The sequence below is a fragment of the Zobellia russellii genome (genome assembly GCF_018728565.1).
Classification (GTDB): domain Bacteria; phylum Bacteroidota; class Bacteroidia; order Flavobacteriales; family Flavobacteriaceae; genus Zobellia; species Zobellia russellii.
Window position 1 is genome coordinate 206750 of the sequence record NZ_JACSOI010000001.1, and the last position, 20065, is coordinate 226814.

Annotated in this window: 17 protein-coding genes; 5 read left to right on the plus strand and 12 right to left on the minus strand. The window is 39.1% G+C overall.

The annotated features are described in order from the left end of the window. Positions 1 to 4: 4 nt before the first annotated feature. From H9565_RS00910 to H9565_RS00920, 3 genes are all read left to right on the plus strand, one after another. Positions 5 to 1717, plus strand: a complete 1713-nt coding sequence (locus H9565_RS00910) for a GMC oxidoreductase (RefSeq protein ID WP_215436339.1) — start codon at positions 5 to 7, stop codon at positions 1715 to 1717. Further along, positions 1717 to 2364, plus strand: coding sequence for a gluconate 2-dehydrogenase subunit 3 family protein (locus H9565_RS00915; RefSeq protein WP_215436341.1), 648 nt, complete (start codon positions 1717 to 1719; stop codon positions 2362 to 2364). Before H9565_RS00910 ends, H9565_RS00915 begins: the two co-directional genes overlap by 1 nt. Positions 2365 to 2459: 95 nt before the next feature. Then, positions 2460 to 3377 carry a hydroxypyruvate isomerase family protein gene (locus tag H9565_RS00920; protein ID WP_215436342.1) on the plus strand — a complete coding sequence of 306 codons (918 nt, stop codon included), beginning with the start codon at positions 2460 to 2462 and terminating at the stop codon, positions 3375 to 3377. Positions 3378 to 4196: 819 nt separating this feature from the next. Here the strand turns inward: H9565_RS00920 and H9565_RS00925 are convergent. From H9565_RS00925 to H9565_RS00975, 11 genes are all read right to left on the minus strand, one after another. Beyond that, complete coding sequence (locus tag H9565_RS00925; RefSeq protein WP_215436344.1) at positions 4197 to 6689, minus strand: ribonucleoside-diphosphate reductase subunit alpha; 2493 nt, start codon at positions 6687 to 6689, stop codon at positions 4197 to 4199. Positions 6690 to 6815: 126 nt separating this feature from the next. Further along, positions 6816 to 7802, minus strand: a complete 987-nt coding sequence (locus H9565_RS00930) for a ribonucleotide-diphosphate reductase subunit beta (RefSeq protein WP_215436347.1) — start codon at positions 7800 to 7802, stop codon at positions 6816 to 6818. Between the two features lie 289 nt (positions 7803 to 8091). Next, positions 8092 to 9321, minus strand: a complete 1230-nt coding sequence (locus H9565_RS20360; RefSeq protein WP_394370245.1) for a tail fiber domain-containing protein — start codon at positions 9319 to 9321, stop codon at positions 8092 to 8094. A 1603-nt stretch (positions 9322 to 10924) separates the two neighbouring features. After that, positions 10925 to 11407 (minus strand): T9SS type A sorting domain-containing protein, encoded by a 483-nt coding sequence (locus tag H9565_RS00940; RefSeq protein WP_215436352.1) that lies wholly within the window; start codon positions 11405 to 11407, stop codon positions 10925 to 10927. A gap of 83 nt (positions 11408 to 11490) precedes the next feature. Then, positions 11491 to 11721 (minus strand): hypothetical protein, encoded by a 231-nt coding sequence (locus tag H9565_RS00945; protein WP_215436355.1) that lies wholly within the window; start codon positions 11719 to 11721, stop codon positions 11491 to 11493. A gap of 10 nt (positions 11722 to 11731) precedes the next feature. Further along, on the minus strand, positions 11732 to 11917 hold the full coding sequence (locus H9565_RS00950) for a hypothetical protein (protein WP_215436357.1): 186 nt from the start codon (positions 11915 to 11917) through the stop codon (positions 11732 to 11734). Positions 11918 to 12178: 261 nt separating this feature from the next. Next, the gene (locus H9565_RS00955) at positions 12179 to 12646 is read right to left on the minus strand and encodes a hypothetical protein (RefSeq protein WP_215436360.1); all 468 of its coding nucleotides are present in this window, start codon (positions 12644 to 12646) and stop codon (positions 12179 to 12181) included. Between the two features lie 45 nt (positions 12647 to 12691). After that, positions 12692 to 13063, minus strand: a complete 372-nt coding sequence (locus H9565_RS00960) for a DUF4870 domain-containing protein (protein WP_215436364.1) — start codon at positions 13061 to 13063, stop codon at positions 12692 to 12694. Between the two features lie 22 nt (positions 13064 to 13085). Then, positions 13086 to 13703: a hypothetical protein gene (locus H9565_RS00965; protein WP_215436366.1), complete on the minus strand. Its 618-nt coding sequence runs from the start codon at positions 13701 to 13703 to the stop codon at positions 13086 to 13088. A 7-nt stretch (positions 13704 to 13710) separates the two neighbouring features. Further along, a complete protein-coding gene (locus tag H9565_RS00970; RefSeq protein ID WP_215436369.1) occupies positions 13711 to 14058 on the minus strand; it encodes a hypothetical protein in 348 nt (115 codons plus the stop codon). Between the two features lie 197 nt (positions 14059 to 14255). Next, positions 14256 to 15803, minus strand: coding sequence for a hypothetical protein (locus tag H9565_RS00975; protein WP_215436372.1), 1548 nt, complete (start codon positions 15801 to 15803; stop codon positions 14256 to 14258). 117 nt (positions 15804 to 15920) lie between these two features. Between H9565_RS00975 and H9565_RS00980 the strand changes: the two genes are divergently transcribed. Continuing rightward, positions 15921 to 16475, plus strand: a complete 555-nt coding sequence (locus H9565_RS00980) for an RNA polymerase sigma factor (RefSeq protein ID WP_215436375.1) — start codon at positions 15921 to 15923, stop codon at positions 16473 to 16475. Then, entirely contained in the window at positions 16459 to 17196 is a 738-nt protein-coding gene (locus tag H9565_RS00985; RefSeq protein ID WP_215436377.1) for a tetratricopeptide repeat protein, read from the plus strand. The genes H9565_RS00980 and H9565_RS00985 overlap by 17 nt, the downstream gene beginning before the upstream one ends. Here H9565_RS00985 and H9565_RS00990 read toward each other — a convergent pair. Further along, the gene (locus H9565_RS00990; RefSeq protein ID WP_215436379.1) at positions 17193 to 20033 is read right to left on the minus strand and encodes a CHAT domain-containing protein; all 2841 of its coding nucleotides are present in this window, start codon (positions 20031 to 20033) and stop codon (positions 17193 to 17195) included. The two genes, H9565_RS00985 and H9565_RS00990, sit on opposite strands and share 4 nt — an antisense overlap. Positions 20034 to 20065 lie beyond the last annotated feature (32 nt).

A 20065-nucleotide genomic window follows, 5' to 3' on the forward strand; every position in this document is an offset into this window, starting at 1 on the left:
GTACATGAGCAAATTTTATTACAACGAAGAGCAAGAGTCTTACGACGCGATTGTGGTGGGTACAGGTATAAGTGGTGGCTGGGCAGCAAAAGAGCTGTGCGAGGCCGGACTAAAAACCTTGGTGCTGGAGCGCGGACGTATGGTGAAGCACATCGAAGACTATGAAACTGCGAACATGGACCCTTGGGATTTCCCTAACGGAGGAAAACCAACAAAAGAGGACATCGCAAAACAGGAAAAACAGAACCGAACTGGCTATACCACCAACGCCGCAAGTAAAATGTGGTTCGTAAACGATCTTAAACATCCGTATAACGAAATACAGCGTTTTGACTGGATGCGAGGTTATCACGTAGGTGGACGTTCATTACAATGGGGGCGCCAAAGTTACCGCTGGAGCGACATTGACTTTGAAGCAAATAAAAAAGAAGGTATTGCCGTAGATTGGCCGGTACGTTATAAAGATATTGCACCTTGGTATGCAAAAGTTGAGGATTACATTGGTGTTAGTGGCGAGGCGCTAAACCTTCCACAACTACCGGATAGTAACTTCCTACCACAAATGGAACTTAATTGTGTGGAAGAGCACTTTAAGGAAAAAGTAGGTGAGGAGTTTGATGGTCGTGCCGTAACCGTTGGTAGAGTTGCCCATATTACAGGAACTAAAAACTTTGATGGACGCACCAAATGTCAATACAGAAATAGATGTATTAGAGGGTGTCCTTTTGGAGGTTACTTTAGTAGCCTTTCTTCTACGTTACCTGCTGCCGAAGCAACAGGAAATATGACGCTACGCCCAGATTCAATTGTTCATGAGGTTATTTATGACCCAGAAACAAAAAGAGCAACTGGTGTAAAAGTTATAGATCGCGTTACCAAAGAGGCGTACGAATTTAAAGCAAAGGTTATTTTCCTTTGTGCTTCGTCCATAGCTTCTACATCAATTTTAATGCAATCAAAATCTGACCGTTTCCCTAACGGCATGGGTAATGACAGTGACCAATTGGGCCGTAATATTATGGACCACCACCTAGGTGTTGGTGCCTCAGGTAAATTTGATGGTTTTCAGGACAAATATTATAAAGGTAGAAGACCTAACGGAGTTTATATTCCAAGGTTTAGAAACTTAGGAGGAGACACCAATAGAAAAGACTACAAGCGCGGGTTTGGTTATCAAGGTGGCGCAAGTAGAGGCGATTGGGAAGAACTAGTTGCGGAACTATCCTATGGTAAAGACCTAAAAGATGCTATTTTAAAACCAGGCGGATGGACCATTGGTATTGGTGGTTTTGGAGAGGTACTTCCTTACGAAGATAACCGTATGACCCTTGATTACGATAAATTGGATGATTGGGGATTACCAACCGTAACTTTTGATGCCGGTTTTAAGGAAAACGAATTGAACATGCGTAAAGACATGATGCAGTCTGCTATTGAAATGCTTGAAAAAGCAGGAGTAAAAGACGTTAAAGGTCATGATCGCGAAACAGGCTTAGGTCTAGGTATTCATGAAATGGGTACAGCACGTATGGGTAGAGACCGTAGAACATCTGTATTGAACGGCAACAACCAAATACATGATGTACCAAACGTTTACGTAACAGATGGTTCGTTCATGACTTCTGCAAGTTGTGTAAACCCATCTTTAACTTATATGGCCTTTACAGCAAGAGCTGCTAACCACGCCGTAAACGAACTTAAAAAAGGAAATATATAATGGATAGGAGAAAAGCACTCAAGAATATGGGTATGGCACTGGGTTACACCGTGGCCACCCCAACTCTGCTCAGCATTGTTCAAAGTTGTAAAAACGAGACCGTACTTGAATGGACCCCAGACTTTTTCACAAAAGACCAAGGGGCGGTATTGACTAAATTAGTTGATATCATTCTTCCTAAAACAGATACGCCTTCCGCTTCGGAAACTCAAGTAAATATTTTCATTGATCGGTTTGCCGATCAGGTTATGGAAAAGGGCCAACAAGATTTTCTTAAAATGTCTATGGACCGATTTATTGAAAAGGCGTTGAAAGATTCCGGAAAAGAAAAAGGAGCAGACTTAACTGCCGAAGATTTAGAACCGGTTCTTGCCGAATCCTTAAAAGTCACCAAAGAGGATGAAGTACAGAACTTTGAATCTATAAAACAATACAACGAGGCTGTGGCCGAGGGTAAAGAAGCGCTACTTGATGACGGTATTGCTCGCTTTGCTTTTGCAAACAACCTTAGAGGAATGACTATTTGGGGTTACAAAACTTCTGAATATGTTGGTGAGAAGGTCCTGGCCTACTTACCTGTTCCCGGAGAATATATTGCTTGCGCGGACACGCAAGAGCTGACAGGCGGCAAAGCTTGGTCACTTTAATAAAGCAATAGAGCCTATTGAAGAGTCGCTGGTAAATTACTGTTTACTTGCGGCTCTTTTTTATTTTACGATTACTCATCCAACCTATATACACAATGAAAAGAAGAAACTTCATTCAAAAAACCGCCCTTACCGGTGGAGCCATTTCACTAGGAGGCAATTTTGCCTACTCCAGCCCAACTAACAATCTTGTTAAACCTCATAAGTTCAATCTTAAATATGCCCCACATTTGGGTATGTTCAAAGAATTAGCGGGCGAAGACCCTATTGATCAGATCAACTTTATGGCCGATCAAGGTTTTACCGCTTTTGAAGATAACGGTATGATGAAGCGAGATGTGGCCCTACAGACCAAAATGGGCGAAACCTTGGCCAAAAGAGGTATGACCATGGGTGTTTTTGTTATAGACAAAGGGGGCAACATGAAAAATACGCTAGCCGCCGGAAAACAAGAATATATTGATATTTTTTTAGATGGATGTAAAAGAGCCGTGGAAACTGCAAAACGTGTCAATGCCAAATGGATGACCGTTGTACCCGGTGGATTTGAAAGAAAACTACCTATTGGTGTACAAGATGGCAATGTAATTGAAGCTTTGAAAAGAGGTGCCGAGATTTTAGAACCTCATGGGCTTACGATGGTTCTGGAACCCCTATCCGATTCACCTGACCTGTACTTACAGAACTCGGACCAAACCTATATGATTTGTAAAGGAGTTGATAGTCCGGCCTGTAAAATATTGTTCGACATCTACCATATGCAAAAAACCGAAGGGCACCTTATCCATAATATGGACCTTACTTGGGATGAAATAGCCTATATTCAAATTGGTGACAATCCGGGCCGTAAAGAGCCCACTACAGGGGAAATCAATTATAAAAATGTATTTAAATGGATACACGAAAAAGGATTTAAAGGAGTACTTGGTATGGAACATGGCAACTCCAAAGACGGAAAAGCAGGAGAGCAAGCCGTTATTGATGCCTATATTCAAGAGGATTCATTCCTATAAAACATAAAGTCTTTATTTGATAGGTCCTACTTCTTTTAAAAGTAGGACTTATTTTTTACTTCAAATCCAACCTTCAAAAGTAAAAAAGGGGTGTTTCATCGGCATATTGATGCAAATAGCGCATTTTAACGAGTTTTTTAACCTTTTTCGACGTTCTACATACTAAAGAGGTAAGATACCTTCTAGTGAAGGCGTTAGTTTTATATGACCTCATACATATACCTACTTATCGCCTACGCATCGCTAATGCTTTTATCTAAACTTGCGTTTCATTATTTTAAACGAAAGCAAGTAAATAATTAGATTGAAGGCAAAGCTTTGAATATCGCATCAATGGAATTTCTTAACTCCATGATGATGCTATCTTGCGCACAAAAACAGAAAGATTACTTTACAAGTGCGATTTTATCTTAAAACTCTCCCAATTTTTTAAGTTTTCGTCACTTTTATGTAATCTTTTCATCCATTTTACTACGTATATAGTATACAACGTTTTATTGGGGCACAATGGACAAATATATTATCATACTCATCGTTTATATTGCTGCATACATCTTTTCTGTAGTAGCAAGACCGTACTTGGAGAAATAGCCATTTCCCATGTATATAGCATTACCTCTCAGGTAGTGCCTTTTTGTGCCATACTTTCTCAAAATTTTCCTTTAACCTATTGTGACTAAGCCGTTACTGTTTAGGGCCAACTTTGCTCTATTATAGAAAAGCATACATCCTTAATGGGTTATTAAAATCCATCCGAAATACGTATAAAAAAACCCTGACCAAACGGACAGGGTTTTATAAGTATAAAAACTTCTTTGATTAAGAACCGCACATTAAGCAATCATCATCTGCTTGACCTTCTTTGGCCCGGGCAATCATTTCTTTCATTTCTTCAGGAGTCATTGGTTGAATATCCAACTCTGCCTGTGCCTGTGGCGCACTAGAAGTAGTGTTTACTTCCATTGCAACAGCTGCCTCTACTGGCGGTGTAGTTGCGGCCGCTTCTGCTTCTGCAGCAACACTTACCGGAGCAGCGTTCTTCTTGCTATTATCCAATGTAAATTTAATAGCATCTACAGCAGCTTTAGTACGCAAGTAATACATACCTGTTTTTAAGCCACTTTTCCATGCATAAAAGTGCATTGAGGTCAATTTAGAATAGTTTGCGTTTTCCATGAACAAGTTCAAAGACTGACTTTGATCAATGAAATATCCTCTTTGGCGGCTCATGTCTATAATATCTTTCATACTAAGCTCCCAAACCGTTTTGTACAAGTCACGTATGTCCTTTGGTATGGTTTCTATATGTTGGATAGAACCGTTTGCACGCATTAACTCTTGCTTCATGTTCTCGTTCCAAAGACCTAGGTTTACCAAATCTTCTAATAGATGCTTGTTCACCACAATAAACTCACCAGAAAGCACCCTTCTCGTGTAAATATTAGAAGTATAAGGCTCAAAACACTCATTGTTACCCAAAATCTGAGACGTTGAAGCTGTTGGCATAGGCGCTACTAAAAGTGAGTTACGAACTCCGTTTTTCTTAACCTCCTTACGCAGTTTGTTCCAATCCCATCTTCCTGATAGTTCTTCGTCCTTAATACCCCAAAGGTTGAACTGAAAATCTCCCTGAGAAATAGGCGAACCTTCAAAAGTAGAATATGCTCCTTCTTCTTTTGCCATTTCCATAGAAGCGGTAACAGCAGCAAAATATAAGGTTTCAAAAATCTCTTGGTTCAATTTCTTGGCACCGTCACTTGTAAAAGGCAAACGCAACAGAATAAAAGCATCTGCAAGCCCCTGTACTCCTAGCCCAATTGGTCTGTGACGCATATTGGAGTTTTCCGCTTCTTTTACCGGATAGTAATTTCTATCTATAACACGGTTTAAGTTTCTGGTTACCCTTTTGGTTACCTTGAACAGTTCTTTATGATCAAAGGCCCCATTCTTAATGAACATTGGCAAAGCAATGGATGCCAAGTTACATACCGCTACCTCATCCGGAGAGGTATATTCCATAATCTCGGTACACAAGTTAGAAGAACGTATAGTACCTAAGTTTTTCTGGTTGCTCTTACGGTTAGCCGCATCTTTGTACAACATGTAAGGTGTACCGGTCTCTATTTGAGACTCCAATATTTTTTCCCAAAGTTCACGAGCCTTAACGGTTTTTCTTCCTTTTCCTTCCGCTTCGTATTTGGTATATAATGCTTCAAACTCTTCACTGTGGTGTGTGAACAATCCTGGGCATTCATTAGGACACATTAACGTCCAATCTTCGTTAGCCTCAACCCTTTTCATGAATAAATCTGAAATCCACATGGCATAAAAAAGATCACGTGCACGCATTTCTTCTTTACCATGGTTCTTTTTCAAATCTAAGAATGCGTAAATATCTGCATGCCATGGCTCCATGTAAATAGCAAAGCTTCCTTTACGCTTTCCACCACCTTGATCTACGTAACGTGCCGTATCATTAAACACCTGTAGCATAGGAACTATACCGTTAGACGTACCATTTGTTCCTGCAATATAAGAGCCTGTTGCACGTACATTATGTATAGATAGACCAATACCACCCGCAGACTGAGAAATCTTAGCCGTTTGCTTTAACGTATCATAAATACCATCTATACTATCATCTTTCATTGCCAATAAGAAGCAAGAAGACATCTGTGGTTTTGGTGTTCCTGAGTTAAAAAGTGTAGGTGTAGCGTGGGTGAAATATTTTTTGGACATGAGCTCATACGTCTCAATGGCCGCATCCAGATCATTTAGGTGAATACCTACGGAAACACGCATAAGCATGTGTTGAGGACGCTCTGCAATCTTACCGTTCAATTTTAAAAGATACGAACGCTCAAGTGTTTTAAAACCGAAGTAGTCATATCCAAAATCTCTGTTATAGATAATCGTGGAGTCCAACCTTTCTGAATTTTCCGAAATTACCTTATAGACCTCATCGGATAAAAGTGGCGCCTCTTTGTTCGTACGTGGGTTTACATACTCATAAAGGTCCTTCATTGTTTCTGAGAACGACTTTTTAGTATTCTTGTGCAAGTTTGAGACCGAAATACGGGCCGCTAACTTTGCATAATCCGGGTGGGTCGTAGTCATAGTGGCCGCAATCTCCGCCGCTAAATTATCTAGCTCAGATGTGGTTACACCGTCATACAATCCTTCTATAACGCGCATAGCAACCTTTAAAGGGTCTACAAGCCCGTTTAGGCCATAACATAATTTTCTTACTCGGGCCGTGATCTTATCGAACATGACCACTTCTTTTCTGCCGTCTCTTTTAACTACAAACATGTGAATACTTTTTTAGTGGGGTGTGATACGTTGGTTTGTTTATGCTGAATTGTTAAAAAAATTAACAATTTTAAAATTGGGAACAAAAACCCTTTCTGAGAAAGGGTCCTCTATTTTATATATTATCTAAAAATCTGCGTCGAAGCTTATCTTCTGTGCGTCCTCATCATTATCCTTGTTCAAAACGCCCGCTTTTTGGTATTCAGAAACACGTTTTTCAAAGAAGTTGGTCTTTCCTTGTAGGGAAATCATATCCATAAAATCAAACGGATTGGTTGCGTTGTACACTTTATCGCACTCCAGCTCAACAAGAAGCCTATCCGTTACAAATTCTAGGTATTGTGTCATTAATTTTGAGTTCATCCCGATTAAACTTGCCGGAAGCGACTCTGTAATGAACTCACGTTCAATATCCAATGCATTGGTCAAAATCTCGGTAATACGTTCTTTTGGAACTTTATTGATCAAGTGTTTGTTATGAAGGTGTACCGCATAATCACAGTGCATACCTTCATCTCTTGAAATCAACTCATTGGAAAAAGTAAGCCCAGGCATTAAACCTCTTTTCTTTAACCAGAAAATAGAGCAGAATGCACCGGAGAAGAATATACCTTCAACAGCTGCAAAGGCTATCAACCTTTCTGCAAAACTTGGAGACTCGATCCAATTCAATGCCCAATCTGCCTTTTTCTTAATGGCAGGAAAGTTTTCTATTGCTCTAAAAAGAAGGTTCTTTTCCTTTTCATCCTTTACGTAAGTATCAATCAAAAGCGAATAGGTCTCCGAGTGTATATTTTCCATCATAATCTGGAACCCGTAGAAAAACTTAGCTTCGGCATATTGCACTTCACTAACAAAGTTCTCTGCCAAATTCTCGTTTACGATACCGTCCGAAGCTGCAAAAAAGGCAAGTATATGCTTTACGAAGTAACGCTCGTCATCACTCAACTTATTATTCCAGTCATTTAAATCTTCACCAAGGTCTATTTCCTCAGCCGTCCAAAAACAGGCTTCGCATTTCTTGTACCATTCCCATAAATCATGATGTTTAATAGGAAAGATTACAAAGCGGTCGTTGTTTTCTTCCAAAATAGGCTCTAAAGCTGCGGACATATCAAATTATTTTTAAAAAATTCGTGTATTGGGAAGAAAATTCTCCCCTTGTGATGGGATAACAAAGATGGCAAAAAAGCACCAAAATATGCGTGCTGTTCGATCATTTCGGGCACAAAGTTTTTAACACAAATTGTTGAAATGTATGCTCGCATTGTATATACACTGACGTTAACGGGGATCGACAGTTAACGTAAATTTTACATGAAAGTTGAATACAAAAAATTAAACCAAAAAGTATGTTTTTAATATACTTTTTGGTTTAAAATTGTAATCTACGAAAGGGCCATTATTTACCAATTCTAGCTTCCAGTCTACGTAATCTTTCTTCCAAATTGGATATTTTTTCTGATTGTTCTTGAATTACAGCTTGTTGTTCCTGAATTGCTCGTAACGCCACAACACTAAAACCCGAGTAATTAACTCCGAGCATACCATCATCGTCACTTTTACTGACTAGCTCAGGAAATAATGGCTGCACATCTTGAGCTACAAGCCCTAAAGTTTTTGTTTTTGTTGTATCTGCCTTGTAGACATACGTTGATGGCTTAAGAAGAGAAACTTTATCTAACACGCCTGGCAAAGGCTTAATATCAGTTTTAAGTCGTCTATCGGAACCTACAGTATAAGCCCCTGTACTGGCATTTATAAGAGCTTTTAGTGTGCCCCCATAATGAAACCTTAAGCCATAACCATGGGTAATGTGCCAATCTAGATTTAAAGTACCATCTCGAAAACTAAGGCCAGAACCCACAGATTGACTAGCTTGATTGATAGTTAATCTTGCAGAAGGACTACTGGTATTAACACCTACCCTACCATCTCCTGTAATTGTCATTCTATCCGCAGCTCCACTAGCATTACGAAAATAAAAATTAAGCTTTGCAACACTAGCATTGGCAGAGGGCAAACCCGCTACGTGCCAAAAAGAATCACTTACTGCATCATTGGTGAGTTCCAACCTGGCATAATCATTCCCTTCTTCCTCTAATTTTAACAAGGGTTTGATTACGGACGAGTTATTTCGAATATGTGCCCATGAAGAGACATCTGCAATATCACCAAATTGAAATTCCCCTCCTTTATGCATTCTAAAATGTGCCAACCAACTATTGGAACCACTTTCTTTAAACCTATACTGTAAAGTTGCGCCCAAATTACGTGTACCTAATTGCCATTGATTTCCATTTTCCTTAAAACCCATTATTAAATCCCCCAAATTAGTCTGAATAAAGAGATCTCCTCCAACATGCATTTTCTTTTCAGGATTACTAACACCAACACCTACATTTCCACTAGATCTATATATATTACCTTCATCTTCTTCCCAAAGAGAACTTCCTCCGGCACCCGTCCCAATCATCAAATTTCCATCAGCATCGGCCATAACGTTGCGTTCTCCTGTTCCAGCCAAATCACCTGAGCGAATTCCCTTTACAACATCTAACGTTCCATCATCAAGCAATCGAGTATGTACACTTCCACCCGTCAAATCTGTAGAAGAATACATTAATTCCATTCTTCCTTCTCCTGCCGTAAATGCCCAATCAGTATTTGCAGCTCCAGTCCGCATCCATTGTAAACTAACACTTCCGGCATCTGTAGATGTCATTCTATTGCGTAAAGTTCCTATACCTGATACTTCAAAATTTGCATCTGGTGAATCTGTACCAACACCCACCTTACCACTATTAAAATAAATATCACCTGCATTATCTGTCCATAAAGAGCTTCCTCCTCCTCCAACTTCATCAGTACCGGCCACCCACATGCTTGTACCCGCATCCCATTTAGCTACTTGACCATCTGCCGTACCCTCAAGTCCGCTTATATTCGTGCCATCACCTAAAAGCAATCCGCTTTCCCCTGTAACATCCACATAATCACTTAAATCAACCGAACCCGTACCATCTTCAATGCTTAACACATCTCCAGTCATTATAAGTCCTTGATCATCCGTATCCACTAACCCACCAGCTGCCAATTCTTCTATTGCCGCTTGGGTATCAGCAGCTGCAAGTCCCGTTCCCGTATTGTCAAAAGGAACTTCGGAGGCGTTCTGGTCATCCGTTCCTCCCGGTGGAATAATCGTAGAAAGATCAACACCCGTTCCATCTTCTATCTGTAGCATGGTTCCTGAAAGTGATAAATTCTGATCATCTGTATCTACCAACCCACCCGCAGCTAATTCCTCAATTGCCGCTTGGGTATCGGCAGCTGCAAGTCCCGTTCCCGTATTATCAAAAGGAACTTCGGAGGCGTTCTGGTCATCTGTTCCTCCCGGTGGGATAATAGCCGATAGATCGATAGTTGACCCATCCGTTATACTTAAGTTAGTGCCGGAAATATTAATATCTTGGATTTCATTGGTCGGGTCCGCATCTGCATCCGCACCTCCTGTGCCAGAAGCGACCAATTCATCCAAAGCCTCCTGAACATTACCTGCAGTAAGTCCTGAGCCCGCATTGTCATACGGCACTTCGGAAGCAATTTGAGCGTCTCCGCCTCCACCACCACTAAACAATCTATTATCCACATAAGTCTTTACCGCTCTTTGCGTGGGTAGAATACCGTTACTGTTTTCGGCCAGGCCGCCATCGTCCGATATTTTGTTGACTTGATTGCCTGAGCTTAAATTAAAGCCTCCTAAAATTCTTAAGTCGCTTTTTATTTTTACTTCTCCTACATTCTTGTTTTCAATATCATTGCCATTTGTCTCCCACTGTTGGCTCCCCGAAGCCATGGCGTAAGGAACCGCCATCAACTCCGTTGTACCCACCTCAGCACCGTTAAAAGAAACGACAACAAACGTAGCTTGACCCCAAGGCAAATTGGAGTAACTGCCACTATTACTGTTTCCACTGCCTATTTGCAAGTTAAAAACACCATTGGCATCGGTGGTTATAGCATGAGTTTCTTCATATTGCGTAGCTGCATCCGCACTGCCAAATTTTAAAGCAATACCAATATCTATGGTCTCTTGCTCCATTAATTCATTATCCGAATTACGGGCAACACCCTGGTAATTGATGTAGTTTTTCTGCTGTGCCTGCGCCACAAAAGTCCCGGAGAACATAAAGGCCAAGATTATAAGTATTGATGTGTAATTTTTTTTCATGGTTCTATTCTTTGATCAGTTTAAATGCTTTACTATCCGTATTTCCTTCTATGTAGAGTTTTAAAACATATACTCCCTTGGCCATATAGGCCATGTCTATTTTGTATTCAGACTTAGACGTTTCTACTTTTTGGTTTAAAACGCGCTGCCCGTTTACACTGAACAACTCTATACCATACACTTTGTTTTGACTGGTAAAAACGGTCACTTCTTCTATAACCGGGTTGGGATAAACCAAAATGTTGGAAGGATCTTCCCCTGGGCTTAGTGGTATGACCAAAATTCCTTTTCCTGCCCAAAAACCTTGATCTACAGAATTATTTTCTCCTACCAAACCCACAATTGGCTCTCCAATAGTGAAACTTACCGAGACCTCTGCACTTGCCATAGTACCACCAACGTTACTAACAACACTGCGTTCTATTGATTGGGCAAATGAAAATGTAGTACTTGCTGATAGAAAAAAGAGGAGTAGTTTTGCTTTCATATGTGTTCATTTTAAGATTAATGTTTTTTTAATGTTGAAGGTTAACAGGGCAGCTTCAACATTTTAATAATTGTCCTAAAGAGCTAGCTTCTTTTCTTTTTATAGACGAACACTTCCAAGCGATCAAAGTCTATTTTCATACTCTTTGAGAAACCGCTCAAAAATTTATGGGCAGCAAATAAAACAATCAAGAGTGCTTCTATGGAAATAAGCACCACTGGGTCTATCTTTTTGACCAAAACAAGCAAAGACTCTGCAAACAATAGTGAGGTATTAAATAACAGGGCTACAATTAAAATGATGGTGGTTTTCATACGTACAGATTTAAAATGTTCCAGAATTGGGTACTACCCGCTTTATAAAAAAGTTCTTGTGAGTACCTAGGTTTTGGGAGGAATGGTTTCTGATGGTTGCCATGGCATATTCTGCTAACAACAACCAGAAGAAACTGGTACAACTGCTCCGTTGAATGAGCAATACCGTTATGTATTGGAGATGAATCAGTTTCATTTTCTTTCTCTATTTGCTTGAATGGTCTACACCATTAAAGATGAATAGGGGGAAACTGATTTGGGAAGGTTAGGAAGAAGCTTTCATCCGATTTAAAAACTCAAATAAATTGCCAGCCCCTTGAAACCACTGACAAGATACTGGCAACTTTAATTTTCAAAAATTAAAAATGTACAATTTGATGGTTCTAATGTGTAATCTGCAAGAATATTGTAATTCTTTGTGAAGAGTGTTGCTAAACACCTTGGTCATTCAGTGGAATCAGGGACTTTGAACGGTCCTGATCTCATAGGACCATTTCCCCGCTCTTTTATATCCCTTGGAGATATTAGGAGACTTTACTACCCCATAAATACCTGCTGTTAACGCTGCGGCCCCAATAAATACGGAAGGCACAGTACCAACGGCCAATCCAACTAAAAACATGATACTGCCAATATGCAGAAAATTAACATGAATCATAATTGTATGAAACAAGGCATGACGTCTAATGATATCTATTTCTTGTAAGCTAACAATTATATCATCTACAATAATACTATTTTGATTGAGCACAGTAAACCTCCCTGCAAATTTTTCACCTGTTTTGGTAATTACTTTGATCCTTCTGCTTTCCTCAATGGTTATTTCTTTACCAGAAACCGAATTGACAATGGCCAACTGCTTTTCCTGACTAAGACTTTCTAGACAGAAAAAAAGACAGCATACCAACGGAACAAACACTCTCATAAGTTTCTATTTTAAACTTGTTATTTGCTAGAACAGCAAACCTAACTATTGTTGAATGCCCGCGAACCAAACCTCATACTTCTTCCCCAAGATAGGGGCCGGAGCCTCTTTTCCGTTTAGGGCATTCATAAATGCCATGACCCACATGTACAATAAGACAAAAATACCCAAAAAGTTTATGACCCAACCTAAAATAGGTATCATGCCAATAACGCCCAAGGCCAAACCGGTAACACACAAACCCAATGATTGCCTAATATGATAGCTTGCAAATTCTTGTTTTTTCTCATTGTTCATTACAAATGCAACTATTAGGCCTATTAAGGTTACATAAGCCAGAATTGCCATTGTCTTATCATTTTCACTTGTAGCCGTAGCAGTTTGTGCCTTATTTAATTCAGTATCCGTATTTTCCATAATTATATATATTTAATTGGTTTTATTCCGCCATTTTGGTCAATTGTTCTAGTTTGAGTTCGTTTACTATATCCCAAGTTTCTTCGGGTGGTATATCATATGCATTTATCGTTACCAAAAAGCGCTCTGCATAGGCAAACATTAGTTGGGTATCGTTAGACTTCTTCTTGTAGGTCTGTTGTGCCTTTATCCCATTAACTTCAACCGTTTGTTGGTGTTTATATTCATCTTCCGTTTCCATTTCAAAATTACCCAGTAGTCCGTAACTCGTTGCCATCATACTTCCGGTAGGGCCCGCCCCATCTATTATCATAACATTAAACTTCTTCTTGCTATCTATCTTTTTGTAGGTGCCTTCCACAGAGTTAACCTTATACATTCCCGCTTGGCCCACTTTAAAACCTGTTCTGTCCAAGACCTCTAAACTCTTGGGCAACCACCCCTTTAGTTGTTCATTGGTTAAGGGAACGGCATCTTTCAGTTTTTCAATTCTTCCTTCTACTTTTCTGGCTTCCTTTACAAAGGTGGATGCATTAGATACCCCTTCCTTAGCCTTGGATAACTTTTCCTTGACCTCGCCAACACAAGAGCCCAAAAGCAGCAAGAGTATAACCAATCCTATATTCTTTAATTTCATCATCTTCACTTTATAGGTTGTCACAACTTTCCCTATCTATTTCTGCTTTTGCCTCCTTGATTTCTTGGTCAATTTCAGCTCTGCTGGCCGTAGGTATACAATCATAAATGTCATCTAGAGCATCTAGATAGGCCTTGGCCGCGCTATTATAGTCTGCACAATTCTCTGCGGTGGGGTTTTCCGAATAAGCAGAAGTCGCATCTGACCATGCTTGTAGTTCATCTGCATAACCCTGGGCCCAATTTCCTCCAAAGCAGTTTCCTACAGGGTTTAAAGGGTTGTCCTTGTCACAACCGTACGTTAAAATAATTGCCGCACCACAAACGGCTAAAAGAACTTGTTTTTTTAAATTTTTCATAATCATTGTTTTCACTGGTTCATTAACTATTTTTTGTAGTGTTCTAGTGGAAAAACATCCTTATACCGAACCTCCTACATCCATTAGTGTCCTAATCTTTAAAAGGTAAACATCAAAATCAAAAAAAGTCCGACAACCTTACAGTTATCGGACCTTTAGACGTATTCCAATTATGTTTATCTCTTAAAGCTTAAGACTTATTGATTACAGACATCACCCTCGGCTCCATTATCGGCGTATTCGTTTTCAGACTCCATAAAGTTTGCATTGGCCTTAACGTTTATTCCGCATCCACCACTCTTGGTTATATGAGAGTTTTCAACTGTTAACTGGCCTGCTTTAACATATATAGCCGCCTTAGCATTACAGCAGTATACATAAGTTGAACCAGCATTTTTGACCTCGGCATAACGAACTACATTAGACGCACTATTGGTTTCTACATGAATTCCGCGCCAGAAGCCGTTTATATCTTCAGAACCTCGAAAGATTATTGGTTTCGTTTCTGTTCCAATAGCATTGAACCCACCATTGTCATACACACCCAAACCAGCATTTTCCTCAAATACAATCTCTACACCTGCTTCAAAATTTAAGCGATTTTTAATATCCAAAACATCATTATTGCCTATTCTATACGGTACATCGGTTGCTTTTATAGTTACTTCTTCTTCCAGTGTTGAATCTGTAATCAAAATATAATCCTCTTCATTACCTTGGTAAGATGATAAAGTACCGTCTATTGCGTCCAGCCCTCCCATCGGTAGCTTTAATGGTGCCAGTTCATGAGTGGTTATAGTATTGCTAGCATATCCGCTAAACTCAAAATCATCTCTTACCACGATACCGTATGATTTTCCATTACTGATTGTGGTATTGGTAATTGCAGATTTTCCGTCTTTAAGATATATAGAAGCAGCATCATTACAGCAATATACATAGCTCCCTCCTGCATCCGATAATTCTAAAAAATTTAAGGAATTAGCTTGTTTGTTTGATTCTATGTGGATGCCCCTCCAATATCCTTTGGTGGCTTCTTCTCCTTTCATTACTACAGGTTCTGTAGCGGTACCATTTACTGTAATGGACCCATTATCGTAAACACCAATACCAGCATTTTCCTTGAATTTAATTACCACACCTGCCTCAATAACCAGCGGTGCTATAATGTCCACAACACATTCTACCAAATAATCTACTTCTGCAGGACCGTTCTTTAAAACGGTTTCCTCACTTATATTACAATCCAAAATTTGTGTTTCTTTGCTCTCTTGCTCCGATATTGGAATATATTGGCCTTCGCGAACCCATTTTTGAATATTTCCGGCTCCACTAGACCCAACAGAAATCCTAAGAGTATCATCTTCCTTAAGCTCCATAAAAGCATCATAGTAGTTATAGTCACTTCCCAACTCCCCGTATTTATAATTTTCCACATCTACAGCTCCAATATCACTCCATTTTACATCCCCCTTACTAAAAGATGAACCCGCTTTATCGGTAATTGTTCCTTGGGCATTTTCCACTTTCACAATCATTCCGTCATTAGGGATGTTATTACTGGAAATCCTAATCCAAGAACCTGCTAAATTATCTAGTGTAAGTTGTTCTTCGGACTGTTCTTCTTGTTCTTGCTGTTCATCAACTGATTCAGGATCGTTGATACTGTCATTTACCCCCTCTTTGGTACATGACACAATCATCAGGGCAATAAGCGCCATATACCATACATTTTTAGTTTTCATAATCTTATATTTTATTGATTCCACGGGTGTTTGTACCCTAAATATCAAAAGGTCAACATACCCATTAAAAAAATTCTATATTTAGATGATGTTTACCTTTTAACCAATTGAGCACCAATGAAAGACCAGCATATTATTTCCCAAATGAAACAGCGGGATAGAAATGCACTTAAAGAAGTTTATAAAGGGTATAAAATTGAATTTTTCAAGTTTGCTTCCCGATATACTTCCGACACTAATGTACTAGAGGACATTTTCCAAGATGCTATTATCGTACTCTATGAAAATGCTCTGGCAGGAAAATTAGACGAATTAAAAAGTAGCTTAAAAACCTACCTTTTCAGCACAGGAAAGTTTATGATTTTTAAAAAGTTCAGAGACACCAAGGAAATAGCCACTGATGAAACCTATATTTTTGACCAAAACGAAATAGCTGTCATCAATGACGTATACGAAGACCAAGGCCCCAATGAATACCAACAAAAATTAGTAGAAAATTTTAAGAAGCTTGGAGATAAATGCCGCGAAATTCTTGAGCTTTTCTACCTAAATGGATTAAAACTAGACGAAATAATGAGCGTGCAAGGCTATGAAAACAAAAATGTAGTAAAAAGCCAAAAATCTAGATGCCTCAAATCATTAAAAGAGCTTACTCATGCAAAGAATGGATAATGAAGAATTGATCAATGGTTATTTTGAAGGTTCTCTTTCAGAAGAGCAAAAGAGAGAATTTGACCATTTATTTGAAACAAATACCGATTTTAAAACCGATTTTGAGTTTCAGGAAGAGCTAAAACGCGCCCTGGTAAAATCCGAAAGAAAACAACTTAAGGAAATTTTATCGAATACCAACACGCCACATGAAAAAGAAAAATCTCAAGTAATACGCTTACGCCCTTGGTTTATTGCCGCCTCCGTGGCTCTACTTGCCGGCATCAGCTCTTGGTTGATTTTCTTTAACCGACCGGACATTGATTCTCAACAATTGTATGCCAGCAATTTTGCCCCCTATGAAAATGTAGTACATCCTATTGAACGCGGCGAACAATTGGAAGACCTTAAAACGCGGGCTTTTATTGCATATGAAAATGCGGAATACACAAAAGCTATAGAGCTGTTCCAAACTTTAAACAAGAAAAATAATGATAGGTATATTATTTTTTACGAAGCTATTGCCCTTATGCAATTGAATAAACATGATGAAGCGGTTCCCTTATTTGAAGATTACATTGAAACCAACGGAGAGCTTAAAGAAAGGGCCATTTGGTACCTAGCACTAGCCTACTTAAAACTAGATGAAATTGAAGAATGTAAAGAACAGTTAAGTCTTTTGACCCATAAAGAGGGATTCAAAACCAAGGCCGCAAAAAATCTATTGGCCGAGCTGAACTAATTAAAACTTCTTTTCCTTTTATATCTAAAAACAACGTAAAAAACACTCAATACTAAAAACAAACTCCCCAAATACCACCAGTAATTGGTAGTCGTAATTGGGGAAACATCTCCAGAAACCACAAAAGCCGACCAGTAATAGGGGTGCTGCAACAGGCTATCATCCGTAGTTTCCAGATATTTCAGTTTTGCATCACGCAATGCTTTTGCTTTTGACTTACCCTTACTAAGCCCTTCGTAAAAGAACTCCATTAATTTCACGCTGCTTTTATCGTTAATCTTCCACAATGTGTTCACTAAAGATTTGGCCCCGGCATAGTAAAAGCCTTTTGACAAACTCAACATACCCTGCCCTTTTTGAAGTTTTCCTATACCTGTTTGGCAAGCACTCAAAGTCACTAAATCAGCATCCAAGGAAATATTATAAAGGTCTTTTATATAGAGCACACTGTTCTCACTACTATCCTGTTGTTGACTAAAAGCGAGATAAGAATAATCCGGATACGCGTCGTTGGCAGAAGCATGTGTAGCCAAATGGATTATATTAGAATTAGAAGAGTTAGCCGTAAAACTTGCAAGGGTAGCATTTTGGCCCAAGACCTTTTGCGTATTAAAATAAGAGCTTATTCCGTTAACCTCATCATCGTTATAGAGCAACTTTCCAAACTGCCTGCTATCCTGGACCGTTTCTTCATCATCAAAATTTGGCGCATAGGCCAAAATGTGGTTCTCTTTAGATTTCGCCTTCTTTATGAGTTCCAAAAGAGAGGTAATTGAATTGCCGTAACTAATACTTTTTGTTTCCAAAAGGTAGGAACCGTTCTCACGTAAGAGGTCAAAAGGCATATAATTCAATTCTCCGTCTGGAACGATAACAAGATTTTGAGAATCAATATCTTTGAGCGGCTGCTTCAAGACTTTTTCAAAGAGACGGTTACCTAAAACATTTACTTCTTCTATCCCGTTTTTTAAAGATGGTTTTGAGAGTGCCCTATAAAAATCACTAATATTCTTTTTATCGTCTTCGGAAAATGGCAATTTTAAAAAATGTTGCTTTTCATTGTTCAATACAATGGCATACAGGTGATGGTTCGTAAGGGTAAAAGAAACTATGGCACCCCCATCTTTAAACAGCGTATTGCGTATAGTGGCAAAATCTAAGGTTTTACTACCATACTTTAAATCATGATACCTTGGGTACATCTGTTTTAATGTATCCAATAGACCGTAATACGCTTGCTTTAGACTTACAAGTTGGGGCTCCAACTTGCTCGCGTCTTCAGGACCATCAAAAATTTCTTTCTCAAAATGAGTTATTTCCGCTCTTAGGCGTGCTTCTTTTTCCAATACTTGTTGAGGCACATTTCCATATCTAGTAGCCTGAGCATCCCTGAGGGCTTCGAGCAGAACAAAATCTTTATTCTTTTCTGCAATGTTCAACGCCAATTCTACCGTGTTTGCAGATCTGTTCTTTTCATAATTGTCATATACCACATCTAGCATCCGGTGAAAGATAGGATACACTTCCTCGGCCAAATATTGCTTGTCCAATTTACTGTCAAACTCCAGTTTCAATTCATCAAAAGTGGCCAATATGTCTTTACTGGTTATTATTGCCTCTTTCTCATAAGTAAGATGATTTGTTTTGGCATACGCCGATTGCAAAAGCTGAAGTTTTATATCCAATAAATTCAGCAATTGAAGTTTGGAAAATGCATCTTTAGGCTTGGGGTTGCCCTCAGACCCTAATTTAATGTTGCTGGCATTATAAAATGCTTTCTGGATGAAATTAAGCCCTTCTTTAAAATTGTCTTGTGCTAAATAAAGTCTTGCCATTTTACCATAGACATAGGCTACATCTTGGTGAGGTTTATACTGCCGATAGGTTGTATAAGCTTCCAACGCCTGACCATAATACTCATCTGCCTGCTCGTAATCCTTTTTCCCCAAGAAGGCATCGGCATAAAGCACATTTATTTCTTTGGAAAAAGGGTTATCCAAAGCATTCACAAGATGGTTTTCATTTAATACTGCTAGTGCATTATCATATTCCCCCTGTTTTAAATAATTTTTGGCCAGCAATATATATGCGGACAAGAAGTTGTTTTTAAATCTGGGGTTATTCACTTTCGCCTTATAAAACTCCAATGTTTCCTTCAGCAAATCATTGGCCCCTACGGTATTGCCCTGCACCTCTAACACCTGTGAAAGCAATTTTTTAGTGTTGAAACTAGCCGATTGCCAGTCTTCAATACTATCTCTAAATGTTGCTATTAGGTTTAAATCTTGCGTATAGTAGAACTCAGCCTGTTCATATTTGCCGGTATGCCTATAAATGAGCCCTAGGAAACTATAAATTGCGGAAAGTGTATCTATATCAAGCGCGGTACGCTGCTCTTCAGGAATAGCTTTAAGAATGGAATACAACTCTAAAAAATAGGCTTTGGCCGTACCGTATTCCTTTAATTTGTAATGAAAATTTCCTTTGTCAAAAAGGAGTCGGTTTTTATAAACTTCACTTATCTCAAGACCATTGGTTCTAGAGTCGTTGCCCAACCAGTCCTCCATTCTTTGCAGGTTACGCCTGTATTCCTGTAAATCGTAAAAATTACTGTTCGCATTGATCAAATAACTTAGACTTCCAAGAAGATAGTCCATATTGTCTTGTTCATTGGCAAGTGATATGGTTTTTTCATAGTAGACATAGGCGCTATCCTTATTTACGTAGTGATATTCCAAAGCCCTGTTAAAAGCATCGTCCAAGTTTGATGCTTCTCCTTGGGACCAGCCGCTATGGCATGTAAACAAAAAACAAACTATGTAATGAAAGTATTTCATATGTTAAAGTCCCTTACGTATCTGCGTAAAGG